We start from the raw sequence: 24,708 nt of genomic DNA, 5'->3' as shown, positions 1-24,708 counted from the left end.
TTCCCGCTGCTCTACAGGGGACGCCCGTGGAGAAGTGAACCGGTCGCCGTTTCAGGCGAGATGGCAGGCCACCTGGCAGGAGCCGATGGTCCGCAACTCCGGGGCCTGGCGCCGGCAGATATCAACCGTTTCCGGACAGCGCGGATGGAAGGCGCAGCCCGACGGCGGATCCATGGGTGAAGGCAGCTCCCCCCGGAGCATGATCCTCTCCTTTTTATGGAAGGGATCGGCCACCGGCGTGGCCGAGAGCAGGGCCCGGGTATAGGGGTGCAGGGGCTGGGCGAAGACAGCATCGCGGGAGCCGAACTCTATGGGGCGGCCCAGGTACATGACCATCACCTCGTCAGCGATATGCCGAACCACGGACAGATCGTGGCTGATGAAGAGATAGGCCAGGTTGTAGCGCTCCTGCAGGTCCACCAGCAGATTGAGGATCTGGGCCTGGATGGAGACGTCCAGGGCCGAAACCGGTTCGTCCAGGACCAGAATCTCGGGCTGAAGCATGAGGGCGCGGGCAATGGCGATTCGCTGGCGCTGGCCGCCGGAAAACATGTGCGGATAACGGTCGTAATGCTCGGGCCGCAGCCCCACCTGCTCGAGCATTTCATAGGCCGCCCGCAACCGTTCTTCTTTGGCCATATCCGTGTTGACCAGCAGGGGTTCTTCCAGGGCCAGGCCGATCTTCTGACGGGGATTGAGTGAACCGTAGGGATCCTGGAACACGATCTGCACCTTGCCGTGCAGGTGGCGAATCTCCTCACGGCTGGCCCGGGCCACATCGACATCGTGCAGTTCCAGACTACCTGAGGTGGGCGGTTCGATCATGGTCACCAGGCGGGCCAGGGTGGACTTGCCGCAGCCCGACTCCCCCACCACCGCCAGGGTCCTGGAACGTCTGAGGATGAAACTGGCCTGGCTGAGTGCCTTGAGCACCGCCGGCCGGCGAAACGTACCCCGCGACACCTCGTAATGACGGGACAGATTCTCTGCCCGCAGCACCACCTCAGACATCACACCTCCTCCGTGGCAGCCGTGGTTCCCGGATGGCCCAGCGGCACCCCGTCCCGAAGGGGATAATGGCACAGGGCATACCCCAGCTCCCTGTCCGCCCTGGGCGGGATCTTTTCCCGGCACAGATCGGTGGCATACCGACAGCGCGGTGAGAAGAGGCAGCCGGTGGGCTTGTCGAACTGACCCGGCACCACCCCGGGGATGGAGGGCAGTTTCTTTGACGTTGCCCGCTCGGGCAGGGCCGAGAGCAGGGCCGCGGTGTAGGGATGGTGCGGGCTGACAAAGAGGTCCCGCACATCCTGCCGCTCCACCTGCTGACCGGCGTACTGGACCACCACCTGCCGGGCTGTCTCGGCCACCACCCCCATGTCATGGGTGATCAGGACCAGGGCCATGTCGTTTTCTTTCTGCAGATGCATGAGCAGATCAAGGATCTGGGCCTGGATGGTGACATCCAGGGCCGTGGTCGGCTCGTCGGCGATCAGCAGCCTGGGCCTGCAGGCAATGGCCATGGCGATCATAACCCGCTGGCACATGCCGCCGGAGAGCTGGTGCGGAAAGGCGGACAGCCGCTTTTCCGGCTCTGGAATGCCGACCTGATTGAGAAGCTCCACGGCCCGTGCCCGGCGATGACGCCGGTCCATGCCCAGGTGCACCTTGAGGGCTTCGGTGAGCTGAAACCCCACCGTGAAACAGGGGTTGAGACTGGTCATGGGTTCCTGAAAAATCATGGTGATCTCCCGGCCGATGATCCGCCGTCGCTGACGGGGGGCCAGGGTGAGCAGGTCCTGACCGTCAAAGACCATCCGATCGGCCTCCACCCGGGCCGTCCAGGGCAGAAGTCCCATGAGGGCCAGCATGGCCACGGATTTGCCGGATCCCGACTCGCCGACAATGGACACCACCTCGCCGGGATCGATACCAAGCGATATACGATCCACGGCCGTGAACAGGCCGCCGCCGGTACGAAAGGACACGGTGAGATTTTCTATTTCAAGCAGGGCCATGACTCAGGACCTTTTCAGCTTGGGATCCAGGGCATCGCGCAACCCGTCTCCCATCAGATTGATAGCCAGGACCGTGGAGAGAATGGCCAGGCCGGGAAAGGTGACCACCCACCAGGCCCGGAGGATAAACTCCCGCGCCTCGGCCAGCATGGTGCCCCATTCCGGCGTGGGAGGCTGGGCTCCCATGCCCAGGAACCCGAGGGCGGCGGCATCGAGGATGGCGGTGGAAAAACTGAGCGCGGCCTGGACAATAAGCGGGGCCATGCAGTTGGGCAGCACGGTGAGAAACATGAGTCTCAGCGTCCGCACCCCGATCACCCGGGCGGCGGTGACATAATCCCTGGACATCTCCCCCATGACCGCGGCCCGCGTGAGGCGGACGTAATGGGGCTGCTGGACAATGGCGATGGCGATCATGGCGTTGATCAGGCTGGGACCGAGCAGGGCGACGAGCACCAGGGCCAGGAGCAGACTGGGAAAGGCCAGGACCACATCCATGATGCGCATGATGAGCGTATCGACCCAGCCGCGAAAATAACCGGCCATGAGGCCTAAAAAAACGCCGATGAACAGGGAGACGGACACCACCACGCAGCCGATGAACAGGGAGAAACGGGCCCCGTAAATCAGCCGGGAGAGCATGTCCCGGCCCACTGCGTCGGTGCCGAGCGGGAAACGCAGCGAACCGCCATCCTGCCAGAACGGCGGCTGGAGGAGCGCGTCCCGGAACTGCTCGTTAGGGGCATGCGGGGCAACGAAATCGGCAAAGACAGCCACAATGATGATGGTGATGAAAAAGATCAGCCCGGCCACTGCACCCCGGTTCTCCCTGAAATAGGACCAGAACTCGGCCATCAGGGCCATCCGGCCGGTGGGGCGGCTGTCAAAGGGTTCTGTCACTTCCTGATACATGCTCAGTCCGAATGTCTGATTTGCGGGTTGATCAGGCCGTAGAGCAGGTCCACGACCAGGTTGACCAGCATCACCACCGCGGCAATGAGAAGCAGGCCGCCCTGGACGGACGGGTAATCCCGGCGGAAAATGGAATCCACCATCCACTTGCCGATCCCGGGCCAGGAAAAGATGGTCTCGGTGAGGATGGCCCCGGCAAAGAGGACCCCCACCTGGAGACCTATCACGGTGATCACCGGAATCATGGCGTTACGCAGGGCATGCAGGCCGATCACCCGGCCAGGCCCCAGCCCCTTGGCCCTGGCCGTGCGCACATAATCCTCGCCCAGTACTTCCAGCATGGCGGAACGGGTCTGTCGGGCAATGACCGCCAGGGGAATGGTGCCAAGAACGATGGAAGGCAGGATCAGGTGGGAGACGGCCGAACGGAAGGCCCTTTCCTGGCCGGACAGCAGGCTGTCGATGAGCATGAAGCCGGTTTTCGGCTCGAAATAGTAGAGCAGGGAAATACGCCCGGAGACCGGCGTCCAGCCAAGGATACCGGAAAAAAGGATGATCAGCAGCAGCCCCCACCAGAAAATGGGCATGGAATAGCCGGTGAGCGCCCCGGTCATCACCGTGTGATCAAACCAGGAACCGCGTTTGACCGCGGCGATCATCCCGGCAGGCAGACCGATGAACACGGCGATGAAAATGGCGCAGAGCGAGAGCTCCACCGTGGCGGGGAACAGGGTGAGAAATTCCTGCAGCACCGGTTTTCTGGTGATAATGGAGGTGCCGAAATCACCGTGCAGCAGGTCACCCACATAGATGGTGTACTGCTGCCAGGCCGGCCGGTCAAACCCGTACTGGTGCATGAGCTCGGCATGGCGCTCCTCGCTCATACCCCTTTCGCCGGCCATGAGCATTACGGGATCGCCGGGGAGCATGCGGATGAAGATAAAGGCAACCACGGTGACCCCGAAAAAGGTCGGGATCAGGATACCTATTTTACGCAGCAGAAATCCAAGCATGAAGCCGATACCGGAAAGACAGGTTCAGGACACCGCAAGAGGCGGAAAAACAGCCGGGCAGCAGGGCTGCCCGGCCGGTTCGGTGCATAAAGGATCCTTATACACAACTTATTCCTTCAGGTCCACTCCATAGAAGATGTGACCGCCAAAGGGATCGATCCGGTAATCGACCACTTCCTTACGCACGGGCTCAAAGACGATGGAATGGGCGATGGTGGCCCAGGGGGCCTGCTCCTTGAAGATGACCTGGGCCTTCTTGTAGAGCCGGGTCCGCTCCTCGATGTCCGAAACCCGCTTGGCCTTCTGGATCAGCTCCTCAAAGGGCTGGTAGCACCAGTTGGCGCGGTTGGCGCCGCCAACACCGTCGCAGCCCAGCAGCACGGCCAGGAAGTTGTCCGGATCCCCGTTATCCCCGGTCCAGCCCAGCAGGACGGCGCCGTCCCGGTTTTTGTCCTTGGATCGCTTAAGATACTCACCCCACTCATAGGAGACGATCTCGGCCTCGACGCCGATTTTGGCCCAGTCAGCCTGGATCAGCTCGGCCATGCGCCGGGCATTGGGGTTGTAGGGCCGCTGGACGGGCATGGCCCAGACCTTGGTCTTGAGATTTTTCACCCCGGCCTCTTCCAGCATCTTCTTTGCCGCGGCCGGATCATAGGGATCGTCCTTGACCTCGTCGTTATAGGACCAGATGGTGGGTGGAATCGGGTTTTTGGCGATCTTGCCCGCCCCCTGGAACACGGCGTCAAGGATGGCCTGCTTGTTGATGGCCATGTTCAGGGCCTTGCGGACCTTGGGGTTATCAAAGGGCGGCATCAGGGTGTTGTAGGCCAAGTAGCCCACGTTGAGCCCTTCCTTCTGCAGAAGGTTGATGTCCCGGTCCTCTTTCATGGCCTTGAGGTCAGCCGGATTGGGATAGGGCATGACATGGCATTCGCCGGCTTTCAGCTTCTGGTAGCGGACCGAGTTGTCCGGGGTGATGGCATAGACCAGGTTGTCAATAGCGGCCTTGCCCTCCCAGTAGTCGGGATGGGCCCGGTAACGGATCACCGCGTCCTTCTGATAGGCCACCAGCTGGAAAGGCCCGGTGCCCACCGGTTCCTGGTCCACCTTTTCCGGCGTGCCGGCAGCCATCATCTTGTCGGCATATTCCTTGGAATGGATGGAGGCAAAATCCATGGCCAGGTTGGCGATCATCGGCGCCTCGGGCCGGGTGAGGATGAACTGGACCGTGTAGTCGTCCACCTTGACGATGTCCTTGAGCAGGTCCGGCATGGACATGGCTTCAAAGTACTCGTAGGAGCCGTTGGAGACCTTGTGGTAGGGATGGTTCTTGTCCAGCTGCCGCTTGAAGCTGAAGATCACATCGTCGGCGTTGAAGTCCCGGGTCGGGGTAAAGTTCTTCGTGGTCTGGAACTTGACCCCCTTGCGCAGGTGAAAGGTATAGACCAGGCCGTCCTCGGACACCTCCCAGCTCTCGGCCAGGGCTGGACGGATGACAGTGGAGCCACGCTTGAACTCTACCAGCCGGTTGAAGATCGGCCGGGACGAGGCATCAAAGGTGGTTCCCGAGGTGTAGAAAGCCGGGTTGAACCCCTCCGGACTTCCCTCGGAACAGTAGACAAGGGTCTTGGCGCTGACATTCCATGCTCCAAAGGCCAGCAGCGAGGCACCGCAGAGCGCGGCAAGCAGTTGTACGGACTTCTTCATAGTCTTGCTCTCCTTCTGGTTTGCGTTGCAGTCCCGGCTCCAGGGCCGAAACCTTTTCGCCGGCCGGGAAAACTTTCAGATATCCTCCCTGTTCCGGCAAGAGAAACCGTCCCTCCTTCTTATTAATTCCTGCCGATTCAGTCAAGAAATTACGCCAGATACCCTTCCTCCAGCCAAGACGGTACCACCTGGAACCACCTGCGGTTTTGGCCGGGAACCCCTGATTCAAATGAAATCACCGAACCTTATATTTGAAAGGATTCGATCCGGACTCATCCCCATGGTTCCCGGGGTGTAACCGGAGGGCACCTGTCCAGAAACAGGACAGTGTTGCCTTCCAGTCCAGCATCCCACTGTCTCATATCAGGACGCTCCGGGTCGTCAGCCGCCCCCCTCCAGGAATATGTCAAAAATAATTAACCTTTTATTTCCGATAGTTACCAAGAAAATACCTGATCGACCCCCAAACCGGCACACTCCCTGCTGTAGACCAGGCAACAACATTGAAAAAACAATCTTCATTCACAGGAGAACAGAACCATGATGCACGCAGGATTTTTCGGCAACGGCGGGGCCCATTACAGCAGCTGGCTGTGCGGCCCGGGGGCCTTTTTCCCGGGGGTGCTTGGCTGGGTCATTACCCTGCTGTTCTGGGGCCTGATCATCTACCTGGCCCTTCGACTCTTTCAGGCCCTGGCAGGCGGTACCTGCAACCACAGGCCAAGCAGCCTTGAGACCCTGAAGGACCGTTATGCCAGGGGAGAAATCAATGAGGAACAATACCAGCGTATGAAGTCGGAACTTGGCTGAGTACGTATCCCGGCCAGTACCTGCACCACAACTGGACTGTGTGAATCATGCTGGGAGTATAGCCGTACCAGGCGACGGACACAGGGTTCGTCGTCCACATCACATCAGACCCGCAAAGGGTAACAACTACAGGAGATATCTTATGAAAAAAGTAACAAAAAAAACCGTGATCACCAGTATCCTCGCCCTCGGCCTCGCTGCCACCACCGCTCTGGCCCAGCCTTTCCACAACACTGACCACAACAGTGGATCGGGCCAGCCGCTTGCCCAGCGAACCATGATGGGGATGGGTCCCGGCATGATGGTCCCGGGAATGATGGGCGGCCAGTGGCACAGGGGCGGCATGGGTATGGGCTGCAACCCGATGATGGGGGGCGGTATGATGGGCATGATGGGCCCGGGAATGATGGGTGGCCTGCAACAGAAATTTCTTGATCAGACCGTGGATCTGCGCAAGCAGATGATGGAAAAACGGTTCGAGTACATGGAGGCCCTGCGCAAACCGGACACCAAGCCCCAGGATCTGGCAGCCATAGAAAAGGACATGCTTGACCTCCGGACCAGGATGATGGAACAGATGAACAGTCTCCAGGAACGCTGAGCCCGCTGCCGGGGAGGGTCATCCTCCCCGGCCTTCTCTCCTTCCGACAGCGCCCATCTTACGGCGCCACGGCAGCCCGAGAACGTACCAGGCGCCAGCCCACCGGCGTAATAAAATATCCACCATACGATAGACATCCTGGGCCTCGCTTTCCGGCAGCTCCGCCATCTCCGGCAGAATCTGGGGAGCTCGAAAATGAGCAAAGACCTGCAGGTGGGCAATAACGGCTTACTCAGGCGATTTTGGAAAACAGGGCGGTGCGGTTTCTGCCCCGGGATTTGGCTTGATAGAGGGCGGTGTCTGCCCTGGAGATCAGCTCATTTTCATTGCTGGCGTGGTTGGGATAGATGGCAATGCCGATACTGATGGTTATGTGAATCGGCTTATCCAGGCCGGTGGCCGACAGGGGAGCCTTTTCAACGGCAAGACGGATTCTTTCCGCCTGCTGCACGGCATTGTCCTCGCTCATGTCCGGGGCCAGAATGACAAATTCCTCCCCGCCGAAACGGGCCAGGCAGTCCTCTTCGCGGATATGGCGCGAGAGAATGGCGGCGCAGCCGATCAGCACCTCGTCACCCACCAGGTGGCCGTAGGTGTCGTTGATACGCTTGAAATGATCGATATCGATGATCAGCACCGCCAGCGGCCACCTGTGGCGACGGCTGCGGGCCAGCTCTTCGCGCAGTCGGATATTGAGCAGCAGGCGGTTGTAGATACCGGTCAGGGGATCGTTGTAGACCAGGGACTCCAGACGCTTGGCCATCTCATACATACTGCGGGCGAGCATATGAAACTCATCGTCCGCTTTACCCCTGGGCGGATCGAGATCAAACTGACCGGAGGCGATTTTAAGAGCGGTCCGTTTCAGTTCCAGCAGCGGGGCTGTTATCCTGCCGGCGATGAACACTGCAAGGAGTACCGAGCCGCTCAGACCAAGGAACAGGGTGGTGATAATCTTCCTGTGCAACTTGGCCACAGCCTGCTGGACCTCGTCATGGGAATAACCAAGAACCACATAGCCCAGGGTCTCGTTATCAAGCATGATGGGCCAGATGATTTTTGCCAGGACCCTGCCCTCCGGGGTAGTGTAGTGGGTCAGACCCCTGCCCTGCGGTCGGACCGGAACAGGATAGAGACTCCCCACCTCCGAAAGGGTATCTGAGACGACGATATGCTGTTCCAGATCGAGAATTTTTACATAGACGACATTTTTCTCCTGCTTGGCCAGTTTGACCTGCTCGTAGAGGGTGGCCAGGTCACGACTGAGAAAGGCCCGGGTGGAAAGATAGGCGATATTGCGGGCCATGGCCCTGGCAATATCATGGTGTTTTTCATCCAGGGCCTGTTCGGACTGCCTGGTGATGAAAAAACCGGTGGCCAGCTGGCTGACGATAACCAGCAGGGCAATGATGACGGTCAGTTTGACTCGGTAGCTCTTCATGGGATCTGAAACTCTTCATCCAGAAGATGCAGATACTTTTCATCGGTCACGGTGAAACCGGCCGATTCGATCCCCTGGAGAAGGTTCCTGTCCGCGGCAGGTGCGAACGTCAGGGAAAGCAGGGCCCTGTTGACGTCCCGGACCAGCAGGGAAGGAACATGGCCAAGGGCGGCAAAGATCCAGGTGGGGGTGGGCCGGGTCCGGGCGACAACCTTCAGGCTACCCGGCGGAACCGGCCAGTCCGGATTGCCTCCACTGAGCACATCACGGCTGTAGTTGCAGATAAAGGAGGCATCATAAGCCCCGAGATAGACATTGAAGGCGTTTTTCTCACAGCTGGAGCCATAGGCGTATTCCTTCAGGTCCTTTTCCACGTCAATACCATGTTCACGGAGAAGCAGCTTGCCGGCCAGGGTCTTGACCGTGGACTGCTCGGCCCCGAAAAGGAGCGTACGGCCGCGCAGGTCCTCAACACTGTTGATCCCGCTGTCGCTGCGGGTAATGAGCAGCCCGTGGTGCTGTTGCCGGCCGCCGGGCGTCAGGACGGTGAGGCTTGGCTCCTGGCTGAACCGGATCCGCAGCGCAAGATACACATGGGCGGACAGGTAGGCGAAATCGGTTTCCCCCTGTTCTATGATTCGCCTGAAAGCGGCGTAATCCCGCGGTACCTGGAGGATGACCTGGCGCTGGATATTTCTTTCCAGGTAATGGGCCAGGGGGTGGAATTTCTTATAGCCACTCACCGGATCCATGCAGGGCAGAATAACTATACGCACCGGCGACTGATCGGAATAGGATTCGACGATGTGGGCGGGGCGGAGGACGTAGAAACGAGGAACAAGAGGAAGAGGACGAAAACAGAACAGAGGCTGCACAGGAATTTTTTCATAGAACGCTCATGTTTGTCCTGAAAACGGAAACCTGACCAGCATCGAAGGACCGGGCCGTCCTCGCATAGACGGAGTAAAAAGGGAGGGCAGAAACAGGGGATGGTTTCCGGATACAAGGGGAAGAGGGGCAGGATTTGGTAGCGCCATTACCGGGTAATCTGATGGAATTCTGACAGATCAGCCGGGAGATATTCCCAGCCAAACCTTTCCGTATACTGGGGGTCTGTCTACTTTATTGTACGTCCTTCGAACGCAGGAGGCAAATAAAAAGCATGCCGTCCCCAAGGAATACACCCGCCACCACCAGGATAACACCTTGATTATACAACATGTTACACATGTGTATCCTCCGGGCAACAGTGACGGTCATGAATCAGGGTCGATCCCGGTGGATCAGGCGCTGGTCGGCCCGTTCGAGAACCTCGGGAGTCAGTCCGGCAAAGATGACCAGCCGGGCCGCCCTGCTCCACTGACCGGCCGAGACGTTGCCCGACTCGTCCTGAACCCGGAGTTCAGAGGTATGGCCGCCGCTACCCGGTTTTTCCTCGGATATATCGATATTCAGAAAGGCATCTTCGCTGACAACCGGTTCGTTTTGGATCTTTCGCGGCTTCCTGATGCTCATCGTGTACACCTGCCGACTGTTTCAGGTTGCCTGGTGGCCGCAGTCACTGACGGACAAACAGAGTCCCGTCAAAATAGTACTCATTCCAGTAAGCCTCTCCCTTTTCCACCAGCACCCGATAGTCCATGCTTCCCTGTTCTCCCTCGCTGGTCTGGTAGAAGATGGTCCCGGCCCGGTGCGTCCCGCGCGACTGCCAACGCCCGGTGCTTTCGTCCCTGTTGCTGAAGCCCCAGCCCTGTCCCGAGGCCGCATAATCCCGGTACCAGGTAAAGGTGCCGTCCGGATAGAGGGTGATGAGAGTATGACCGCTGCCCCGGATATCCTTCCAGGTACCGATCAGGGGATTATCCTGCGCAGCCCGGGGCCGGGAAAACTGGATGCTCCGGGCAACGGCGCGGCCGGCCTGCTCGAGTTCGGATGAGAATTCATCGACCAGGGCAAGGGCCAGAACATAGATCCCGCCCCCGTGGGGCGAGAGGATACCAAATCCCCGGGCCTTGATCTCCCGCCCGGCCAGCACACCGCGGTATGTACCGGCGAGAATATCTCCACCCTCAGGTTCAAGATTCGAAACCAGGGAGAGGGAGAGCCCGTCATCCCGCAATCCCTGTCCCATCTCCGCCGCCATACCGGCACGATCGGCCTGCACATGCGGGGAGATCAGGATCATCCCGGCAATACGATTATGACCAAGAATGATTCCGTCATCGGGCTGCCTCGCCAGCCAGGTGGCCGGAGGGGGACGTGATGGTCTGCCCCCTTCCCGGGTCGCCGGGTTCTTCAAGGGTCTCTCCATCCTGGGCCTGGAGGATAACTGGGACAAACAAGAACAGGAGCAGACAGATCTTGATCAGGAACATGGGCGACCTCCCGGGTGGCGGCAAAGGAAACAGGAGTTTCTCTTTTAAGGGTAGTCCATGGGAAGTTACAACCAGGTAACAGGGATGAAAAAAAGATGTGATTACCACCAATCTTCAGCATTGAAACCGGTGTCGACCTCACCCGTTTCACGGGACGCCATAAACCCGTCCCTGGGGCTTGACTGTGGCCATCCAGGCCACAGACACCCGTGCAACAAGTGAGGCCGACACCTTCAGGTATCGGTGGCTGAATTTCAGTGGTAATCAAAAAAAAAGAAGGCCATAGGGAAGAGCAGGTGGCCGCCGATCCCGGTCCCTTATTCCTGCAGGAGGAGCAGGCTGGTTACCGGCTGGAGCCCGCCCTGGCCGTTGCCACCGCCCTGCTGACCAACCGGTTCTACCGGGTGATCGAAAAATTCCCGGGCGCTGTCGACGATGAAACTGGCGAACACTGGTCCCACATCCCGGGCCGCCTGGGAATTGGGATGACTGTCGCTGCTGGTATGGCTTGTCTCATAGTCATGGCGCAGGACGTTGTCGTCGCCGGCCGTCAGGTCGAAATAATCAAAAACCCTGATGTTTTGATATTCTCCGGTGGCGAGCATATCGTTTTTCACCCACTGGGCAAAGGCCCGGGCCCGGGCCGCCTTCTCCGGGGTGGTAGCCAGCCGATGCAGTGGCGCGCCAGTCCAGAAGATGAACAATGTATCGGGGTAGCGGGTCAGCAGGTCACGGACCGCGCTGTACTGGAGCCTGTAGTTTTCCAGCGACTTCCTGCTGCTGGTGATATCGGGTGTGCCGGTATCGGCTTCAATGTTGCTGACCGGATAACAGTTTTTGAAGATGATCACCTGGTAGTCAGCGGTCAGCTGATCCAGGCAGTGGATGTTGGGCTCATCGGGACGGCATGCCCCGTTGACCCAGAGGTTCCAGTAGTCGTAGGGATAATTGCTCCAGGGATAGGGCGTGTTGGGATAATACCGGTCATCGATGACATAACCTGTACCCTGCTGCCCGTTGTAGCGCTCGATCCAGCCCCGCACGTCCCCCTGGGTATAGATGATGTTACCGGTGGAATGGTGCAGGAAAAGGATCCGTTCATCCCTGGCCCGGGCGGTGACCGCCAGGCCGAGGACCAGAAGCAGGAGAAATCCCCATCCCAACCATCCAGGGATCCACTTGTGATGCGCCTTCCCAGAGTGAACTGCCGCCTCATGTTCCATGGTACCTCCTCCAGATGATTGCTTGATGAACACCGGCTGCCTGGCGTTACCAGGCAGCACCCCTCTCCACCTTCTGCAATAAACAGTCCTTTTTCTGCCAAAGAACCAAAAAACAAAACGATGCGCGGTTCGATAACCAGGACCAGGGGAGCTGGCGACAAAAGCACGCGGACCAACACCCATGCAGGCTCGCACGGCCTGCACAACGAAACATGAAAGCTGTTGTCCCCCTGGAGGATGGGACGAGACTTTCATATAAAACCGGGAGCGCGAAGGCCCCCGGCAGAAATTCCACCAGGGTCCCTGTTACACGGATCGCTCCGGCAGCTTGTCCCGCACCGTGGGGAAGAGACTCATGTCGGTATGGGGCAGAAAGAGAGCCGCCATGTAGTGGGTCATGAATTCGGTGTTTTCCGACAGTTCCATGTTGGTCATGAGCTGGCGGACGTGGACCCGTTCCCGGAACCTTTTGACATCGGTGAGCGAGATCTGACAGCCGAGCATGGAGGCATTGCCGAGGTAGAAGAATTTGTCCCGGTCCACATCGGGCAGCAGGCCGATACATATGGCCCGTTCCAGGTCGATATAGGCCCCGAAGTTCCCGGCCAGGATCACCCGGTCCAGGTCATCGAAGGTGAGCCCCACCGACTCCAGCAGGGTCTGGTAGCCTGCGTACATGGCCCCCTTGGCCCGGAGCAGGTTGTCGATATCCACCTCGGTAATAACGATATCCTCGCCGATCAGGGAGTCCTGCCCCCAGGCCAGTACGTACTCCCAGCCGTCCCGGCCTTCCCGGATGCGCGGGTGGTCCAGTCCCTTGTTGAACTTGCCCTGCTGATCGATCACCCCGGCCTCCAGGAGCTCGGAGACAATGGAGATCAGCCCGGAGCCGCAGATACCGGCCGGCTTGATCCGGCCGATGGTGACGATCATCGGGTCATAGGTTTCATGGTGGATATGAAAATTTTCAATGGCCCCGGCCGAGGCCCGCATGCCGTACTGGATGCCGCCCCCCTCGAAGGCCGGCCCGGCCGAACAGGCGGCGCAGACCATCCATTCCGAGTTGCCGACCACGATCTCGCCATTGGTGCCGATGTCGATGAACAGGCTGACCTTGTCTGACTTCGCCATCTGGCAGGCATGGACGCCGGAGACGATATCACCGCCCACGTAAGAGGCGATGCAGGGGTAGAGAAAAAGGCGCACCGAAGGGTGGGCCTGGATACCAAGCCCGGCCGCCTTGGTCAGGGGAAAGATACTCACCGCCGGCACGTAGGGCGCTTCGCGGATGTACTTGGGATCCAGGCCGAGCAGCAGGTGGGACATGATCGTGTTGCCGGCCGCCATGATATAGCTGATATCGGCCGGCGAGATGATCATCTTGCGGCAGATGTCATCGATGATGGTGTTGATGGTGGAGACCACCTTTTCCTGCAGGGCCCGCAGGCCACCTGGCCTGGCCGCGTAGATGATCCGGGAGATGACATCCTCGCCGTAGCTGATCTGGGCGTTGTAGCCCGAGGCCTCGGCGATGATCTTGCCGGTGTTGAGGTCGATGAGCACCCCTGAGCAGGTGGTGGTGCCGATATCCACCGCCAGACCGTAGAGCCGGTCGGTGGTGTTGCCGGGCTCGATATCGATGATCCGGTCCGGCTCTCCCTCCCGCTTACCGTGCAGGAGGAGCACCGTTACCTTCCAGTCCGACTCCCGCAGGACAAAGGGCAGCTCCTTGATCAGCTCGGGATGGTCGTAGGAGGGTTCCGGGGTGTCGGGCAGGGCCTGGCGAATGCCGCGCATGACCCGCTGCATGTCGGAGATGTTGTCGTCCATGGTCGGGGGATCGAGTTCCAGGTAGAGCTTGGCCACCGGCGGATCCACATCCCATTTACCGATCAGGGTATCCAGCGAACGGGCCGAGATGGTCCGGGTGGTTTTGGGCTTGCGCTTGAGGGCCCGGCCGCCGGCGGTGGTTATCTCCGGAATCCGCACCACCAGATCGGACATCACCGTGGCCTGGCAGGCCAGCCGATAGCCCTGGTCCCATTCCTCCTTTTTCAGGGTCGCCTTGTCGGCCCGGACCTCGCCCTCTTCGACGATGACCTTACATTTTCCGCAGACCCCGTCCCCACCGCAGAAGGCATGCACGTAGACACCGGCATTGGCGGCCGCGGCCAGCAGGTTTTCTCCCTGGTCCACGGTAACGGTGATGTTGTCTGGCTGAAAAGTGATGGTGTGTTTCATTGCTGGACTCCGATATCGATACGTCTGGAGCAGGCTGTTTTCTCCATCCGGTGCTGGAAGCCTGCCTCGGGAAATGGTTCGCTGCGCCCTGTCCCGGGCGGTGAAGATGGAGCGGGATCCGGACAGGACCCGATCTCGCCATCGGCATGGGATAAAAATGATAATTTATAGCATGGACAGGGTGTAATTTCAACGAGGTAAAGGTGAAGAAAGCCGGCCTGCCCACGGGTCTGGTCATCTCGACCCGGAACGGATCTTCTTCGTGCCGGCCCTGACAGGAGACAAAAACTATAAATGAAATTTATGCTAATTTAAAATATTTCAAATTTGATTTATTTAATCCCACTTTGTAGGCTGTCGTTCATCTTGACCTGCACTACTACCACGGAGTGAGAACATGTCTGAGACAGCCCTGAATCCCGCCAGTACCTTTTTGCACATGGCGGCACCCCCGGACCCGGAACTGGTGGCCGACGGTTTTATCCTGTCGCTTTTCCTCCTGTTGGGAGTCCTCTTTGCCGTGGCCCCGCTGGTGGCCTGCTACCTGCTCTCCCCCCGGAGCAGAAACCCGCACATCGGGGCAATCTACGAATGCGGCATGGTCGCTTTCGGCCAGGCCACCTCGTCGCGCTTCGGGGTCTTCTACTATGTCTACGCCCTGATCTTCATCGTCTTTGAAGTCGACGTCCTCTACCTCTTCCCCATTGCCCGTATCTACCGGCAGGGGGTGGGCCTGGCGGGCTTCATGGAAGTGGTCATTTTCTGCGTCATTCTCTTTATGGCGATCATCTATGCCTGGAAAAAAGGAGTCTGGATATGGGAACGGGAAGCACTCTCCCTCCGATAGTTCATTTTGCCGTCCTTGAAAAAATCTTCGACCAGGCGCGGGCTAATTCCCTATGGCCGCTGACCTTCGGTCTGGCCTGCTGCGCCATTGAAATGATGTCCGCCGCCGGGCCGCGCTTCGACCTGGACCGGTTCGGGGCCGGAGTCTTCCGGGCCACGCCCCGCCAGGCCGACGTGATGATCGTCGCCGGCACGGTCACCGCCAAGATGGCCCCCACGGTGGTGCGGCTCTACAACCAGATGCCGGCTCCGAAATGGGTCATTGCCATGGGCAACTGCGCCATCTCCGGCGGCCCGTTCAAGCTGGACTTCAATTACAACGTGGTGGAAGGCGTGGCCAACCTGATCCCGGTGGATGTCTTTGTCCCCGGCTGCCCGCCCCGCCCCGAGGCCCTGATCGAGGCCTTTTTGAAACTGGAAGAAAAACTGACCGGAAACCGCCGGTTCCCCGATCCCCCAGCCATTCCCAGGGAGGACGCCCAATGAGCAATCACCTTGAACGCGCCCTGAGTCAGGTCGGCATAGAGTACCGGCCCACGGAATTTCCCTCCACCGGACTGCACTGTTCCCTGGTACTCGAGCCGGAGCAGCTCAGGCCCCTGGCCACGGCCCTGGTCCGGTCCGGGTTCTTCATCGAGACCATCACCGCTGTGGACCGGCCGGGGGACAACCTCATGGACGGGGTCTACCTGTTCAACCATTACGACGAGCCGCTGCGTTTCCTGGCCCGGATCCCGGTCTCCCGGACCCGTCCCCGTCTGCCCTCCATCGGCCGGATCTTCCCGGGCGCGGTCTGGCATGAGCGGGAAACCGCCGAGATGTTCGGCATCGCCTTCGACGACTGCCCGGACACCAGGAACCTGCTCCTGCCCGAGGACGCAACCTTTCATCCGCTGAGAAAAGACTTCACAGGGACCCCATGATCATGTCTGCACCACCCACATACACCCTGGAAAAGACCGACAGCGACAACTTCATTCTCAATCTGGGCCCTCAGCATCCTGGAACCCACGGGGTTCTGCGCGTGGTCCTGCAGATGGATGGCGAGTACATTCTGCGGGCCGACCCGGTGCTTGGCTACGGCCACCGGATGCAGGAAAAAATAGCTGAAAACATGACCTATCTCCAGGCCCTGCCCTATGTCTGCCGGATGGACTACCTGGGAGCCCTTTCCTATAATCTGGCCTGGGTCTGCGCGGTGGAGAAGCTCTGCGGCTTCGAGGTTCCGGAGCGGGCCATCCACGTACGGGTGATCGCCACCGAGCTCAACCGGATCGCCAGCCACCTGCTCTGGTGGGGGGCCTATCTCCTGGATCTCGGCGCCTTTACCCCGTTTCTCCAGGCCTTCACCGACCGGGAACAGATCCTCGACCTGCTGGAATACATCACCGGCTCCCGGCTCACCTACTGCTATTTTCGCTTCGGCGGTCTGGGGGCCGACGTGGACGACCTGTTCCTGGCCCGGGTCGAGGAATTCGTCACCGGATTCCGCAGCCGGCTGCCCCGCTACCACGACCTGGTCACCGGCAACGTGATCTTCCACCACCGCTCCAGGGACGTGGGCGTCATCCTCCCCTTTGACGCCGCCGGCTACGGCATCACCGGTCCCTCCCTGCGCGCCTCGGGCTATGACTTCGATGTCCGCAAGAAAGAACCCTACAGTGGCTATGACCGGTTCGAATTCACCGTGCCGGTGGAACAGTCCGGGGACTGCCTGGCCCGCTACAACGTCCGCATGGCAGAGATGGAACAGTCGCTGGCCATCATCGAACAGGCGGTGAGCACCATCCCCGACGGCCCCTTCCGTTCCAAGGTGCCCAAGCAGATCAAGCCGCCCGAGGGCGAAGTGGCCATGGCGGTGGAGACCCCGCGCGGCGAGCTGGTCATCTACATTGTCAGCGACGGAACCAGGAAACCCTACCGGGTCAAGTTCCGGGTGCCCTCGTTCTCCAATCTCTCCATCTTTTCCAAGCTGGCCCGGGGGCAGCTGCTGGCCGATGCCCTGGCCATCCTCGGCAGCCTGGACATGGTTATCCCGGAGGTGGACCGATGAACATTTCCCTTGGTACGATTCTCTGTTACCTGCTGGGCATAAGCGCCATTGTCGGCCTGAACGCGGTGATCCTGGTCTGGCTGGAGCGTAAGGTCGCCGGCCACATGCAATTCCGCTATGGGCCCATGGAAGTGGGGCCCCACGGTGTGCTCCAGACCCTGGCCGACGGCATCAAGCTGGTCTCCAAGCAGTTCCTTGTCCCGGCCGAAGCTGACAAGCCGCTTTTCCTCCTGGCCCCGGTGGTCAGCCTGGTGCCCATCTTTGTCGCCATGATTCCTCTGCCGCTGGGCGAGACGGTCCAGGCCTGGGAGCTCAACATCGGCCTGCTGCTGGTTATCGCCCTTGGCCTGCTCAACACGCTCGGCATCCTGCTGGCCGGCTGGGGGTCCAACAACAAGTACGCCCTGCTCGGCGGAACCCGGGCCGTGGCCCAGATCCTGGCCTACAAGATCCCCCTGCTGCTCTGCATCCTGACCATCATCATGATGGCCGGCTCCTTCAGCCTGCGGGAGATTGCCCAGGCCCAGAAAAATGGCTGGTACATTCTTTACCAGCCCCTGCTCTTCATTATCTACATCGTCACCATCACCCTGGAGACCAACCGCAGCCCGTTCGATTTTTCCGAGGCCGAAAGTGAACTGGTTGCCGGTTTTCACACCGAGTACTCGGCCATGGGTTTTTCTCTCTTCTTTCTGGCTGAATACTCCTACATGTTCATTGCCGCCGCCCTGGCCTCCATACTCTTTCTCGGCGGCTGGCAGGGGCCGCTGCTGCCCGGCCCGGTCTGGTCGCTGATCAAGCTCTACGGGATCATCTTTGTCCTCATGTGGTTTCGCTGGACCTTCCCCAGGCTGCGCATCGACCAGATGCTCTCCTTTGGCTGGAAGATCCTGCTGCCCCTGACCCTGATCAACTTTCTCGTCACCGCAGGAGTGCTGGCCCTATGATGGAATGCTGCTACGTAAAGGACATCGTCAAAGGTTTCTTCAGCCTGCTCGTCGGCATGCGGGTGACCATCCAGAACATGGTCACCACCCCGCACACCGTACAGTGGCCCCGGGAAACGGCCCCGCTGCCACCGCGTTTCCGCGGCCACATCTCCATGATCCCGGACGAGCGGACCCGTTACCCCAAGTGTTTCGCCTGCGGTACCTGCGCCCGCAACTGCCCGTCCGGCTGCATCACGGTGAGCGGCCGCAAACCCGAGGGGGCGAAGAAGAAGGTTGCCGACCGCTTTCTGCTCGACTTCACCAAGTGCAGCCTGTGTGGCCTCTGCGTGGAGAGCTGCCCGGTGGAGGCGCTGGAATTTTCCCGCGACTACTCCCTGGCCGACTATACCGACCGGGAGTACCGGGAGATGGACCTGCTTTCGGACCTGATCTCGCCCTTCTACTCCTGAGAACAAGCTCTCCGCCGGTCCCTCCCGGAACCGGAGGCATTAATTACCCGCTTTGTAACGATTAAAGAGAGACAACCATGATCGACAGTTTCATCTACACCGTCTATTACCTCTCGTTCGGCATGATACTGCTGCTGGTCATCGGCGGCGCCCTCCTGGCGGTCACGGCCAGAAACCTGATCTACTGTTTCTTCGGCCTGGTCGGCACCCTGCTCGGGGTGGCCGGGCTCTACTACAACCTGGGCAGCCCCCTGCTGGCCGTCATGCAGGTCATGATCTATATCGGCGCGGTTTGCGTGGCCATCGCCTTCGGGCTGTCGCTGACCCGCAAGAAGGGCGAGGAAGGGGTGAAGCCGCTGGACATCAAGGCCGCCATCCCGGTGGTTCTGGTGGTGACAATGCTCAGCGCCACCCTGAAAAGCCTGTCCGGACGGGAGATCGTCGCCTCGGCCCACAAGATAGACGAGAGCCGCATCGGCTGGATGCTGCTCAAAGAGTACCTGCTGCCCTTCGAGCTGATCTCCATCCTGCTCACCGTGGCCGTCATCGGCGCGATCACCATTGCCCTGATCAACCGGAGGATCTGAACATGGAATTTCTCACCACCCTGCCCAACAACCTGCTGGTCTACGTGATCGTGGCCCATGCCCTGTTCGCCATCGGCCTCTACGGCATGCTCTTCCGCCGCTCGCTGATCGGCTTCCTCATCTCCCTGGAACTCCTGCTCCAGGGTGTGGGGATCAACATCATGGCCTTTGGCACCTACCTGGTCCCCGACCCCATGCAGGCCCGGATCACCACGCTTTTCATCATCGGCATCGCCGCCGCCGAGGCCGCGGTCTTCCTCGGTATCGCCGTGGCGGTTTTCCGCAACTACCAGACCATCGCGGTGGACAAACTGATCAAGCTCAAGGGGTGATCGACCATGGCTGAACAAACGACCTTTTCCATCCTGCCTGTCCTGATTGTCGCCGTGTCGCTGGTCGGCGCCGGGCTGATCATGCGGTTTCGTCACGATCCCAACCGCCGGGAGACCGTCTCCGTGGTCACCGGGGTGCTCAAGTTTGCCCTGGTCATGGCCATGCTGCCGCCCATCCTCCGGGGCGAGGTGCTCCGCTGCCACCTGGTGGAGATCCTGCCTGGTTTCTCCCTGGTCTTCCGGGTGGACGGCTTTTCCATGGTCTTTGCCTCTATCTCGTCCTTTCTCTGGATCCTGACCTCATTCTATTCGATTGGCTACATGCGCGGCCTCAACGAGCACGCCCAGACGAGATACTACACCTGCTTCGCCCTTACCCTGTCCGCAGCTCTCGGCGTGGCCATGTCCGGGTCGCTGTTCACCATGTACCTGTTCTACGAACTGGTCTCCATCTTCACCTATCCCCTGGTCATGCACCACGAAGACCATGAGGCCCGCTGGGGCGCCAACAAGTATCTGGTCTACCTGATGGGTACCGGCAAGCTGTTCTTCCTCACCGCCCTGGTCCTGACCTATGTCCTGGCCGGTAACCTGGATTTCGGACCCGACGCCATCCTGCCAGCCGACGCCGACCCGACCCTGCTTGTCGTGCTCTTTATCCTTTTTGTCGCCGGCATCGCCAAATCGGGCCTTATCCCGCTCCACTCCTGGCTTCCTTCGGCCATGGTGGCCCCGACTCCGGTCTCGGCTCTGCTCCACGCGGTGGCCGTGGTCAAGGTCGGTGTCTTCTGCATCGCCCGGGTGATCTACAACGTCTACGGTCCGGAGCTGATGCAGCAGCTGGGCCTGGTCATGCCCACTGCCTTTTTCATGTCCGCCACCATTCTCCTGGCCTCGATGATCGCCCTGACCCATGACAATCTCAAGGCCCGCCTGGCCTATTCCACGGTCAGCCAGCTGGCCTACATTACCCTTGGGTTCGCCCTGGTCTCGGTCAGCTCCATGACCGGCGGCATGATCCATATCGCCAATCACGCCTTTTCCAAGATCACCCTGTTCTACTGCGCCGGGGCTATCTTCGTCGCCAGCGGCAAGAAATACATCTCCGAGCTCTCGGGGATCGGATACCGGATGCCGATCACCATGACCGCCTTTGCCATCGGCGCCTTTTCCATGATCGGCGTACCAGGTACCGCAGGGTTCGTCACCAAATGGTTCCTGGGGCTTGGCTGCCTGGACAACAACTCCATGCTTCTGCTGGTCTTCATCCTCACCAGTTCCCTGCTCAACGCCGGTTATTTTCTGCCGATCATTTATCGGGCCTTTTTCATGCGGCCGTCCACGGCCGACAAGGCGGGACTGCAGGAGGCCCCGGCTTTCATGGTCATCCCTCTGTCTATCACCGCCGGACTTACCATTCTGTTCGGCCTGTTTCCGCAACCGTTCCTGCAGCTCATCGGGGAGGTTCTCTCATGATCGTTCGTCTCATCGGCTGGATGCGCCGCCATTATCACCTGGTCAAGGTGACATTCGGCTGCCTGCTCGGCCTGCTGGTGGTCGGGGACCTGCTGGTGCCCCGGCACCACGTCTACTTTCTCGGCGATGAAATTCCCGGCTTCTGGGCCCTGTTCGGCCTGCTGGCCTGTGTACTCATCATCGTGGTGTCCAAGTGGCTGGGCCATGCCTGGCTCTTTCGGCCCGAAAATTACTACGAAACCAGGGGAGGCCTGTAAATGGGTGACAGCTTCTTTATCCATCCGGCGCTCTTCTTTTTCCTCGGACTCCCGGCGGTGCCGCTGTCCCGGGGAATCTGGCGACAGTGCCTGCTGATCCTTGTGCCACTGCTGGCCCTGACCATGGTCTCCACCCTGAGCCCGGGCCTGTATGGCCAGTTCGAGATCCACGGCCTGACACTCACCTTTGGCCGGGTAGACAAACTGGCCCTGGTCTTTGCCAATGTCTTCACCCTCATGGCGCTCATCGGCGCAGTCTACGGTCTACACATGGAGGATCCGTGGCAGCAGGTGGCGGCCATGGGCTACGTGGGCTCGGCGCTTGGCTGTGTCTTTGCCGGTGACTACCTGACCCTGTTTCTCTTCTGGGAAGGGCTGATGGTCTTTTCCGCCGCCCTCATCTTTCTCCGCCGGACCGACCGGGCGATCGCGGCCGGATACCGCTACGTACTGGTCCACGTGTTCGGTGGTCTGATGCTGCTGGGAGGGATCCTGCTCCAGTACCACCAGAGCGGCTCCATCGCTTTTACCGGTATCGATCCGGCCTCCGCAGGTACGGCCCAGTACCTGATCCTGGCCGGATTCCTTCTCAACGCCGCCGTGCCGCCCCTGCACGCCTGGCTGCCCGATGCCTACGGCAGCGCCACAGTGGTCGGCTCGGTGTTCATGTGCGCCTATACCACCAAAACCGCGGTCTACGCCCTGATCCGCTCCTTTGCCGGCTTCGAGATCCTCATCGTCCTCGGTGTGGTCATGGCCCTTTACGGTGTGGTCTACGCTGTGCTGGAAAACGACGCCCGCCGCCTGCTCTCCTACCACATCATCAGCCAGGTGGGCTACATGGTCGCCGGGGTGGGAATCGGCACCGAGCTGGCCCTGAACGGGGCCTGCGCCCATGCCTATGCCCACATCCTCTACAAGGGACTGCTCTTCATGGGCGTGGGCGGAGTGCTTCAGGTTACAGGCCGGAGCCGGTTTTCCGAGCTCGGCGGCCTGTGGAAGTACATGCCCTGGACCTTTGTCTTCACCCTGGTCGGTGGGTTGTCCATCTCCGCCTTTCCGCTCTTTTCCGGCTTTGTCTCCAAGTCCATGGTCATATCAGGGGCCTGGGAGAGCCATCTCCAGTGGGCCGCCCTGGGCCTGACCCTGGCCTCGGCCGGTACCTTTCTCCACACCGGCCTCAAGGTCCCCTACTTCATCTGGTTCTGGCGCGACGAGCCGCCCTTTGACCCGCCCCGGCGGGAGGCGCCCCTCAACATGCTCATCGCCATGGGTCTGGCTGCCTACTACTGCATCCTGATAGGTATCAACCCCGAAGGACTCTACCGTCTGCTGCCCTTCGAGGTTCCCTACCATCCCTACACCGCGGCCCATGTCATGGCCTCGCTCCAGATCCTGCTCTTCACCATGCTGGGCTTCTTCCTGCTGATAAAAAAGCTCTACCCCGAGCCCAAAGTGGGGTTGGATCTGGACTGGTTCTACCGCAGGGGCGCAGTTCTGTTCCTGGCCTTCTGCCGCAAAGTGCTGCGCATGGTGGACGAACAGGTGATCAAGAATCTGCACAAGACTGTGGTCCTGCCCCTGCTCCGGACCCTGGCCGCCTTATCGGCCTGGACAGATCAGCGAGTCGTCGACGGCTTTGTCGACGGCTCGGCCGAATCCGTGCTCCGCTTCAGCGAGCGGATGCGCTTTTTCATGCAGCCCGGAATACTGTCACGTTACGTGGCCAGAACCCTGACCGTGCTGGCCGCCATCATCCTGCTGGCCCTCTACATCCGCTAAACAAGAGTTCGTACCTATGCCCATGAGTCCACTTGCCATACTCCACCCCTCACCCCTGGATGGTCCCTACCTGAGCCTGATCATCTTTCTGCCCATCATCGGCGCCTTCCTGCTTTTTCTCATCAGGAGCGACGAGATGAGCCGCTGGCTGGCCCTGATCATCCTTAGCCTGACCTTCCTGGTCTCCCTGCCGCTCTATTCAGCCTTCCAGCCGGAGCTGCCGGGATTCCAGTTTGTCGAAAACCATGTCTGGATCAGGCAACTTGGCCTGAGCTACCTCCTGGGGGTCGACGGAATCAGCCTGCCGCTGGTCCTGCTGACCACCTTCCTCGGCCCGTCCACCGTGCTCTGTTCCTGGCGCTACATCAACAAAAGGGTGCGGGAATTCATGGCCTGCCTGCTTCTGACCCAGGGTATCCTCACCGGGGTGTTCGTGGCGCTCGACCTGGTGCTGTTCTACTTCTTCTGGGAGGCCATGCTGATCCCCATGTTCCTTATCATCGCCATCTGGGGTGGCCCCCGGAGGATGTACGCGGCCATCAAATTCGTTCTCTACACCCTGGGCGGCTCGATCTTCCTCCTCCTGGCCATTGTCGGGCTCTACATCCATGGCGGTACCTTCAGCTACCCGGCCCTGCTCGGTCTCGACTTGGCGCCCCGCTGGGAGTTCTGGCTCTTTCTCGCATTCCTGGTTGGCTTCGCGGTCAAAATTCCCATGGTGCCGCTGCACACCTGGCTGCCCGCAGCCCACGTGGAGGCGCCCACCGCCGGCTCGGTGATCCTGGCCAGCGTACTCCTGAAGATGGGGACCTACGGACTACTGCGCTTCAACCTGACCCTGACCCCGGCCGCCAGCGTCAGCCTGGCACCGGTGCTGATCGTGCTCTCGGTGGCGGCCATCCTCTACGGCGGCCTGCTCTCCCTGGCCCAGCAGGACATCAAGAAGCTGATCGCCTACTCGTCGGTGGCCCACATGGGATTTGTCACCCTGGGAATCGGGGTCCTCAACATGCAGGGCTTCCAGGGCGCCATGCTGCAGATGCTCAACCACGGCCTGACCACCGGCGGCCTCTTTCTCCTGGTCGGGATGCTTTACGAACGGACCCACTCCCGGGAGCTTGCCGACAACGCCGGCCTGGCCAGGCTGATGCCCGGGTTTGTCTTTTTCCTGGGCCTGTTTTCCCTCTCGTCGCTGGCCTTTCCCGGCACGGCCAGCTTTGTGGGCGAGTTTCTCTGCTTAAGCGGCGCCTTCAGCCACAGCCTGCGCCTCGGGGCCTGGGTCATCCCCGGGGCGCTGCTGGCCGCGGCCTACATGTTCAGGATGTTCATCAAACTGACCTGGGGGCGAGGGGGCGATCCGGCCCTGGCCCGGGACATCGGGTTGAGGGAGTTGGCCAGCCTGCTGCCCCTGGCCATTCTCGTCATTGTATTCGGCCTGTATCCCGCCCCCCTGCTGAAAATCATGAACCCGGCCCTGGAGTCCATCAGCGCCAGGCTCCATGGGCAGACGGTGATGGACCTTTCGGCCTTCATCGGCCAGGCTCTGCCCCCGGGGTTTCTGAACTGAGAGCGCAACCACAGCACCGAAGGCCGCCCGGACCATCAGGCGGCCTGATGATCATATCAAGAGGA

Annotated in this window: 25 protein-coding genes; 14 read left to right on the top strand and 11 right to left on the bottom strand. The window is 60.3% G+C overall.

What is annotated here, in order from left to right; all coding sequences use genetic code 11:
- Nucleotides 1-51: 51 nt before the first annotated feature.
- From GF1_RS15615 to GF1_RS15595, 5 genes are all read right to left on the bottom strand, one after another.
- A complete protein-coding gene (locus GF1_RS15615) occupies nucleotides 52-1,011 on the bottom strand; it encodes an ABC transporter ATP-binding protein (protein WP_267927482.1) in 960 nt (319 codons plus the stop codon).
- Nucleotides 1,011-2,018, bottom strand: coding sequence for an ABC transporter ATP-binding protein (locus GF1_RS15610; RefSeq protein ID WP_267927481.1), 1,008 nt, complete (start codon nucleotides 2,016-2,018; stop codon nucleotides 1,011-1,013). The genes GF1_RS15615 and GF1_RS15610 overlap by 1 nt, the downstream gene beginning before the upstream one ends.
- A gap of 3 nt (nucleotides 2,019-2,021) precedes the next feature.
- Complete coding sequence (locus GF1_RS15605; RefSeq protein ID WP_267927480.1) at nucleotides 2,022-2,930, bottom strand: ABC transporter permease subunit; 909 nt, start codon at nucleotides 2,928-2,930, stop codon at nucleotides 2,022-2,024.
- Nucleotides 2,931-2,932: 2 nt separating this feature from the next.
- Nucleotides 2,933-3,943, bottom strand: coding sequence for an ABC transporter permease subunit (locus GF1_RS15600; RefSeq protein ID WP_267927479.1), 1,011 nt, complete (start codon nucleotides 3,941-3,943; stop codon nucleotides 2,933-2,935).
- 108 nt (nucleotides 3,944-4,051) lie between these two features.
- Nucleotides 4,052-5,653 (bottom strand): ABC transporter substrate-binding protein, encoded by a 1,602-nt coding sequence (locus tag GF1_RS15595; protein ID WP_267927478.1) that lies wholly within the window; start codon nucleotides 5,651-5,653, stop codon nucleotides 4,052-4,054.
- A 540-nt stretch (nucleotides 5,654-6,193) separates the two neighbouring features.
- Between GF1_RS15595 and GF1_RS15590 the strand changes: the two genes are divergently transcribed.
- Both GF1_RS15590 and GF1_RS15585 read left to right on the top strand, forming a co-directional pair.
- Complete coding sequence (locus GF1_RS15590; protein WP_267927477.1) at nucleotides 6,194-6,463, top strand: SHOCT domain-containing protein; 270 nt, start codon at nucleotides 6,194-6,196, stop codon at nucleotides 6,461-6,463.
- A 142-nt stretch (nucleotides 6,464-6,605) separates the two neighbouring features.
- Nucleotides 6,606-7,064: a hypothetical protein gene (locus GF1_RS15585; protein ID WP_267927476.1), complete on the top strand. Its 459-nt coding sequence runs from the start codon at nucleotides 6,606-6,608 to the stop codon at nucleotides 7,062-7,064.
- Between the two features lie 232 nt (nucleotides 7,065-7,296).
- Here the strand turns inward: GF1_RS15585 and GF1_RS15580 are convergent, their stop codons facing one another.
- From GF1_RS15580 to GF1_RS15555, 6 genes are all read right to left on the bottom strand, one after another.
- Complete coding sequence (locus GF1_RS15580) at nucleotides 7,297-8,505, bottom strand: diguanylate cyclase (protein ID WP_267927475.1); 1,209 nt, start codon at nucleotides 8,503-8,505, stop codon at nucleotides 7,297-7,299.
- The gene (locus tag GF1_RS15575) at nucleotides 8,502-9,281 is read right to left on the bottom strand and encodes a phosphate/phosphite/phosphonate ABC transporter substrate-binding protein (protein ID WP_267927473.1); all 780 of its coding nucleotides are present in this window, start codon (nucleotides 9,279-9,281) and stop codon (nucleotides 8,502-8,504) included. Before GF1_RS15575 ends, GF1_RS15580 begins: the two co-directional genes overlap by 4 nt.
- Nucleotides 9,282-9,768: 487 nt before the next feature.
- Nucleotides 9,769-10,020, bottom strand: coding sequence for a hypothetical protein (locus tag GF1_RS15570; protein WP_267927472.1), 252 nt, complete (start codon nucleotides 10,018-10,020; stop codon nucleotides 9,769-9,771).
- Nucleotides 10,021-10,063: 43 nt separating this feature from the next.
- Complete coding sequence (locus GF1_RS15565; RefSeq protein WP_267927471.1) at nucleotides 10,064-10,804, bottom strand: hypothetical protein; 741 nt, start codon at nucleotides 10,802-10,804, stop codon at nucleotides 10,064-10,066.
- Between the two features lie 393 nt (nucleotides 10,805-11,197).
- Entirely contained in the window at nucleotides 11,198-12,103 is a 906-nt protein-coding gene (locus GF1_RS15560; RefSeq protein ID WP_267927470.1) for a hypothetical protein, read from the bottom strand.
- Between the two features lie 306 nt (nucleotides 12,104-12,409).
- A complete protein-coding gene (locus tag GF1_RS15555; protein ID WP_267927469.1) occupies nucleotides 12,410-14,344 on the bottom strand; it encodes an ASKHA domain-containing protein in 1,935 nt (644 codons plus the stop codon).
- Nucleotides 14,345-14,741: 397 nt separating this feature from the next.
- Here GF1_RS15555 and GF1_RS15550 point away from each other — a divergent pair, with 397 nt between their 5' ends.
- From GF1_RS15550 to GF1_RS15495, 12 genes are all read left to right on the top strand, one after another.
- Entirely contained in the window at nucleotides 14,742-15,191 is a 450-nt protein-coding gene (locus tag GF1_RS15550) for an NADH-quinone oxidoreductase subunit A (protein WP_267927468.1), read from the top strand.
- Entirely contained in the window at nucleotides 15,161-15,676 is a 516-nt protein-coding gene (locus GF1_RS15545; protein WP_267927467.1) for an NADH-quinone oxidoreductase subunit B, read from the top strand. The genes GF1_RS15550 and GF1_RS15545 overlap by 31 nt, the downstream gene beginning before the upstream one ends.
- On the top strand, nucleotides 15,673-16,113 hold the full coding sequence (locus GF1_RS15540) for an NADH-quinone oxidoreductase subunit C (protein WP_267927466.1): 441 nt from the start codon (nucleotides 15,673-15,675) through the stop codon (nucleotides 16,111-16,113). The genes GF1_RS15545 and GF1_RS15540 overlap by 4 nt, the downstream gene beginning before the upstream one ends.
- Before the next feature lie 2 nt (nucleotides 16,114-16,115).
- Nucleotides 16,116-17,243: an NADH-quinone oxidoreductase subunit D gene (locus GF1_RS15535; protein WP_267927465.1), complete on the top strand. Its 1,128-nt coding sequence runs from the start codon at nucleotides 16,116-16,118 to the stop codon at nucleotides 17,241-17,243.
- Nucleotides 17,240-18,190, top strand: coding sequence for an NADH-quinone oxidoreductase subunit NuoH (nuoH, locus tag GF1_RS15530; RefSeq protein ID WP_267927464.1), 951 nt, complete (start codon nucleotides 17,240-17,242; stop codon nucleotides 18,188-18,190). Before GF1_RS15535 ends, nuoH begins: the two co-directional genes overlap by 4 nt.
- Nucleotides 18,187-18,642 carry a 4Fe-4S binding protein gene (locus GF1_RS15525; protein ID WP_267927463.1) on the top strand — a complete coding sequence of 152 codons (456 nt, stop codon included), beginning with the start codon at nucleotides 18,187-18,189 and terminating at the stop codon, nucleotides 18,640-18,642. Before nuoH ends, GF1_RS15525 begins: the two co-directional genes overlap by 4 nt.
- Nucleotides 18,643-18,719: 77 nt before the next feature.
- Entirely contained in the window at nucleotides 18,720-19,229 is a 510-nt protein-coding gene (locus tag GF1_RS15520; RefSeq protein WP_267927462.1) for an NADH-quinone oxidoreductase subunit J family protein, read from the top strand.
- Nucleotides 19,230-19,231: 2 nt separating this feature from the next.
- Entirely contained in the window at nucleotides 19,232-19,561 is a 330-nt protein-coding gene (nuoK, locus tag GF1_RS15515) for an NADH-quinone oxidoreductase subunit NuoK (RefSeq protein ID WP_267927461.1), read from the top strand.
- Between the two features lie 6 nt (nucleotides 19,562-19,567).
- On the top strand, nucleotides 19,568-21,037 hold the full coding sequence (locus GF1_RS15510) for a monovalent cation/H+ antiporter subunit D family protein (RefSeq protein ID WP_267927460.1): 1,470 nt from the start codon (nucleotides 19,568-19,570) through the stop codon (nucleotides 21,035-21,037).
- Nucleotides 21,034-21,294: a hypothetical protein gene (locus GF1_RS15505; RefSeq protein ID WP_267927459.1), complete on the top strand. Its 261-nt coding sequence runs from the start codon at nucleotides 21,034-21,036 to the stop codon at nucleotides 21,292-21,294. Before GF1_RS15510 ends, GF1_RS15505 begins: the two co-directional genes overlap by 4 nt.
- Nucleotides 21,295-23,076, top strand: a complete 1,782-nt coding sequence (locus GF1_RS15500; protein ID WP_267927458.1) for a Na(+)/H(+) antiporter subunit D — start codon at nucleotides 21,295-21,297, stop codon at nucleotides 23,074-23,076. It begins immediately after the preceding gene.
- Nucleotides 23,077-23,098: 22 nt separating this feature from the next.
- A complete protein-coding gene (locus tag GF1_RS15495) occupies nucleotides 23,099-24,643 on the top strand; it encodes a complex I subunit 4 family protein (RefSeq protein ID WP_267927457.1) in 1,545 nt (514 codons plus the stop codon).
- Nucleotides 24,644-24,708: the final 65 nt, after the last annotated feature.

Source organism: Desulfolithobacter dissulfuricans (assembly GCF_025998535.1).
In the GTDB taxonomy this organism is placed as follows: Bacteria; Desulfobacterota; Desulfobulbia; order Desulfobulbales; family Desulfobulbaceae; genus Desulfolithobacter; species Desulfolithobacter dissulfuricans.
The sequence above is the reverse complement of the archived record's forward strand: the minus strand, read 5'-3'. Positions and strand labels throughout refer to the sequence as shown.

Excerpts from the sequence above, each read along its gene's own strand:
- GF1_RS15615 (WP_267927482.1), bottom strand. The coding sequence starts at position 1,011 with ATGTCTGAGGTGGTGCTGCGGGCAGAGAATCTGTCCCGTCATTACGAG.
- GF1_RS15610 (WP_267927481.1), bottom strand. The coding sequence starts at position 2,018 with ATGGCCCTGCTTGAAATAGAAAATCTCACCGTGTCCTTTCGTACCGGC.
- GF1_RS15605 (WP_267927480.1), bottom strand. The coding sequence starts at position 2,930 with ATGTATCAGGAAGTGACAGAACCCTTTGACAGCCGCCCCACCGGCCGG.
- GF1_RS15600 (WP_267927479.1), bottom strand. The coding sequence starts at position 3,943 with ATGCTTGGATTTCTGCTGCGTAAAATAGGTATCCTGATCCCGACCTTT.
- GF1_RS15595 (WP_267927478.1), bottom strand. The coding sequence starts at position 5,653 with ATGAAGAAGTCCGTACAACTGCTTGCCGCGCTCTGCGGTGCCTCGCTG.
- GF1_RS15590 (WP_267927477.1), top strand. The coding sequence starts at position 6,194 with ATGATGCACGCAGGATTTTTCGGCAACGGCGGGGCCCATTACAGCAGC.
- GF1_RS15585 (WP_267927476.1), top strand. The coding sequence starts at position 6,606 with ATGAAAAAAGTAACAAAAAAAACCGTGATCACCAGTATCCTCGCCCTC.
- GF1_RS15580 (WP_267927475.1), bottom strand. The coding sequence starts at position 8,505 with ATGAAGAGCTACCGAGTCAAACTGACCGTCATCATTGCCCTGCTGGTT.
- GF1_RS15570 (WP_267927472.1), bottom strand. The coding sequence starts at position 10,020 with ATGAGCATCAGGAAGCCGCGAAAGATCCAAAACGAACCGGTTGTCAGC.
- GF1_RS15560 (WP_267927470.1), bottom strand. The coding sequence starts at position 12,103 with ATGGAACATGAGGCGGCAGTTCACTCTGGGAAGGCGCATCACAAGTGG.
- GF1_RS15555 (WP_267927469.1), bottom strand. The coding sequence starts at position 14,344 with ATGAAACACACCATCACTTTTCAGCCAGACAACATCACCGTTACCGTG.
- GF1_RS15550 (WP_267927468.1), top strand. The coding sequence starts at position 14,742 with ATGTCTGAGACAGCCCTGAATCCCGCCAGTACCTTTTTGCACATGGCG.
- GF1_RS15545 (WP_267927467.1), top strand. The coding sequence starts at position 15,161 with ATGGGAACGGGAAGCACTCTCCCTCCGATAGTTCATTTTGCCGTCCTT.
- GF1_RS15540 (WP_267927466.1), top strand. The coding sequence starts at position 15,673 with ATGAGCAATCACCTTGAACGCGCCCTGAGTCAGGTCGGCATAGAGTAC.
- GF1_RS15535 (WP_267927465.1), top strand. The coding sequence starts at position 16,116 with ATGTCTGCACCACCCACATACACCCTGGAAAAGACCGACAGCGACAAC.
- nuoH (WP_267927464.1), top strand. The coding sequence starts at position 17,240 with ATGAACATTTCCCTTGGTACGATTCTCTGTTACCTGCTGGGCATAAGC.
- GF1_RS15525 (WP_267927463.1), top strand. The coding sequence starts at position 18,187 with ATGATGGAATGCTGCTACGTAAAGGACATCGTCAAAGGTTTCTTCAGC.
- GF1_RS15520 (WP_267927462.1), top strand. The coding sequence starts at position 18,720 with ATGATCGACAGTTTCATCTACACCGTCTATTACCTCTCGTTCGGCATG.
- nuoK (WP_267927461.1), top strand. The coding sequence starts at position 19,232 with ATGGAATTTCTCACCACCCTGCCCAACAACCTGCTGGTCTACGTGATC.
- GF1_RS15510 (WP_267927460.1), top strand. The coding sequence starts at position 19,568 with ATGGCTGAACAAACGACCTTTTCCATCCTGCCTGTCCTGATTGTCGCC.
- GF1_RS15505 (WP_267927459.1), top strand. The coding sequence starts at position 21,034 with ATGATCGTTCGTCTCATCGGCTGGATGCGCCGCCATTATCACCTGGTC.
- GF1_RS15500 (WP_267927458.1), top strand. The coding sequence starts at position 21,295 with ATGGGTGACAGCTTCTTTATCCATCCGGCGCTCTTCTTTTTCCTCGGA.
- GF1_RS15495 (WP_267927457.1), top strand. The coding sequence starts at position 23,099 with ATGAGTCCACTTGCCATACTCCACCCCTCACCCCTGGATGGTCCCTAC.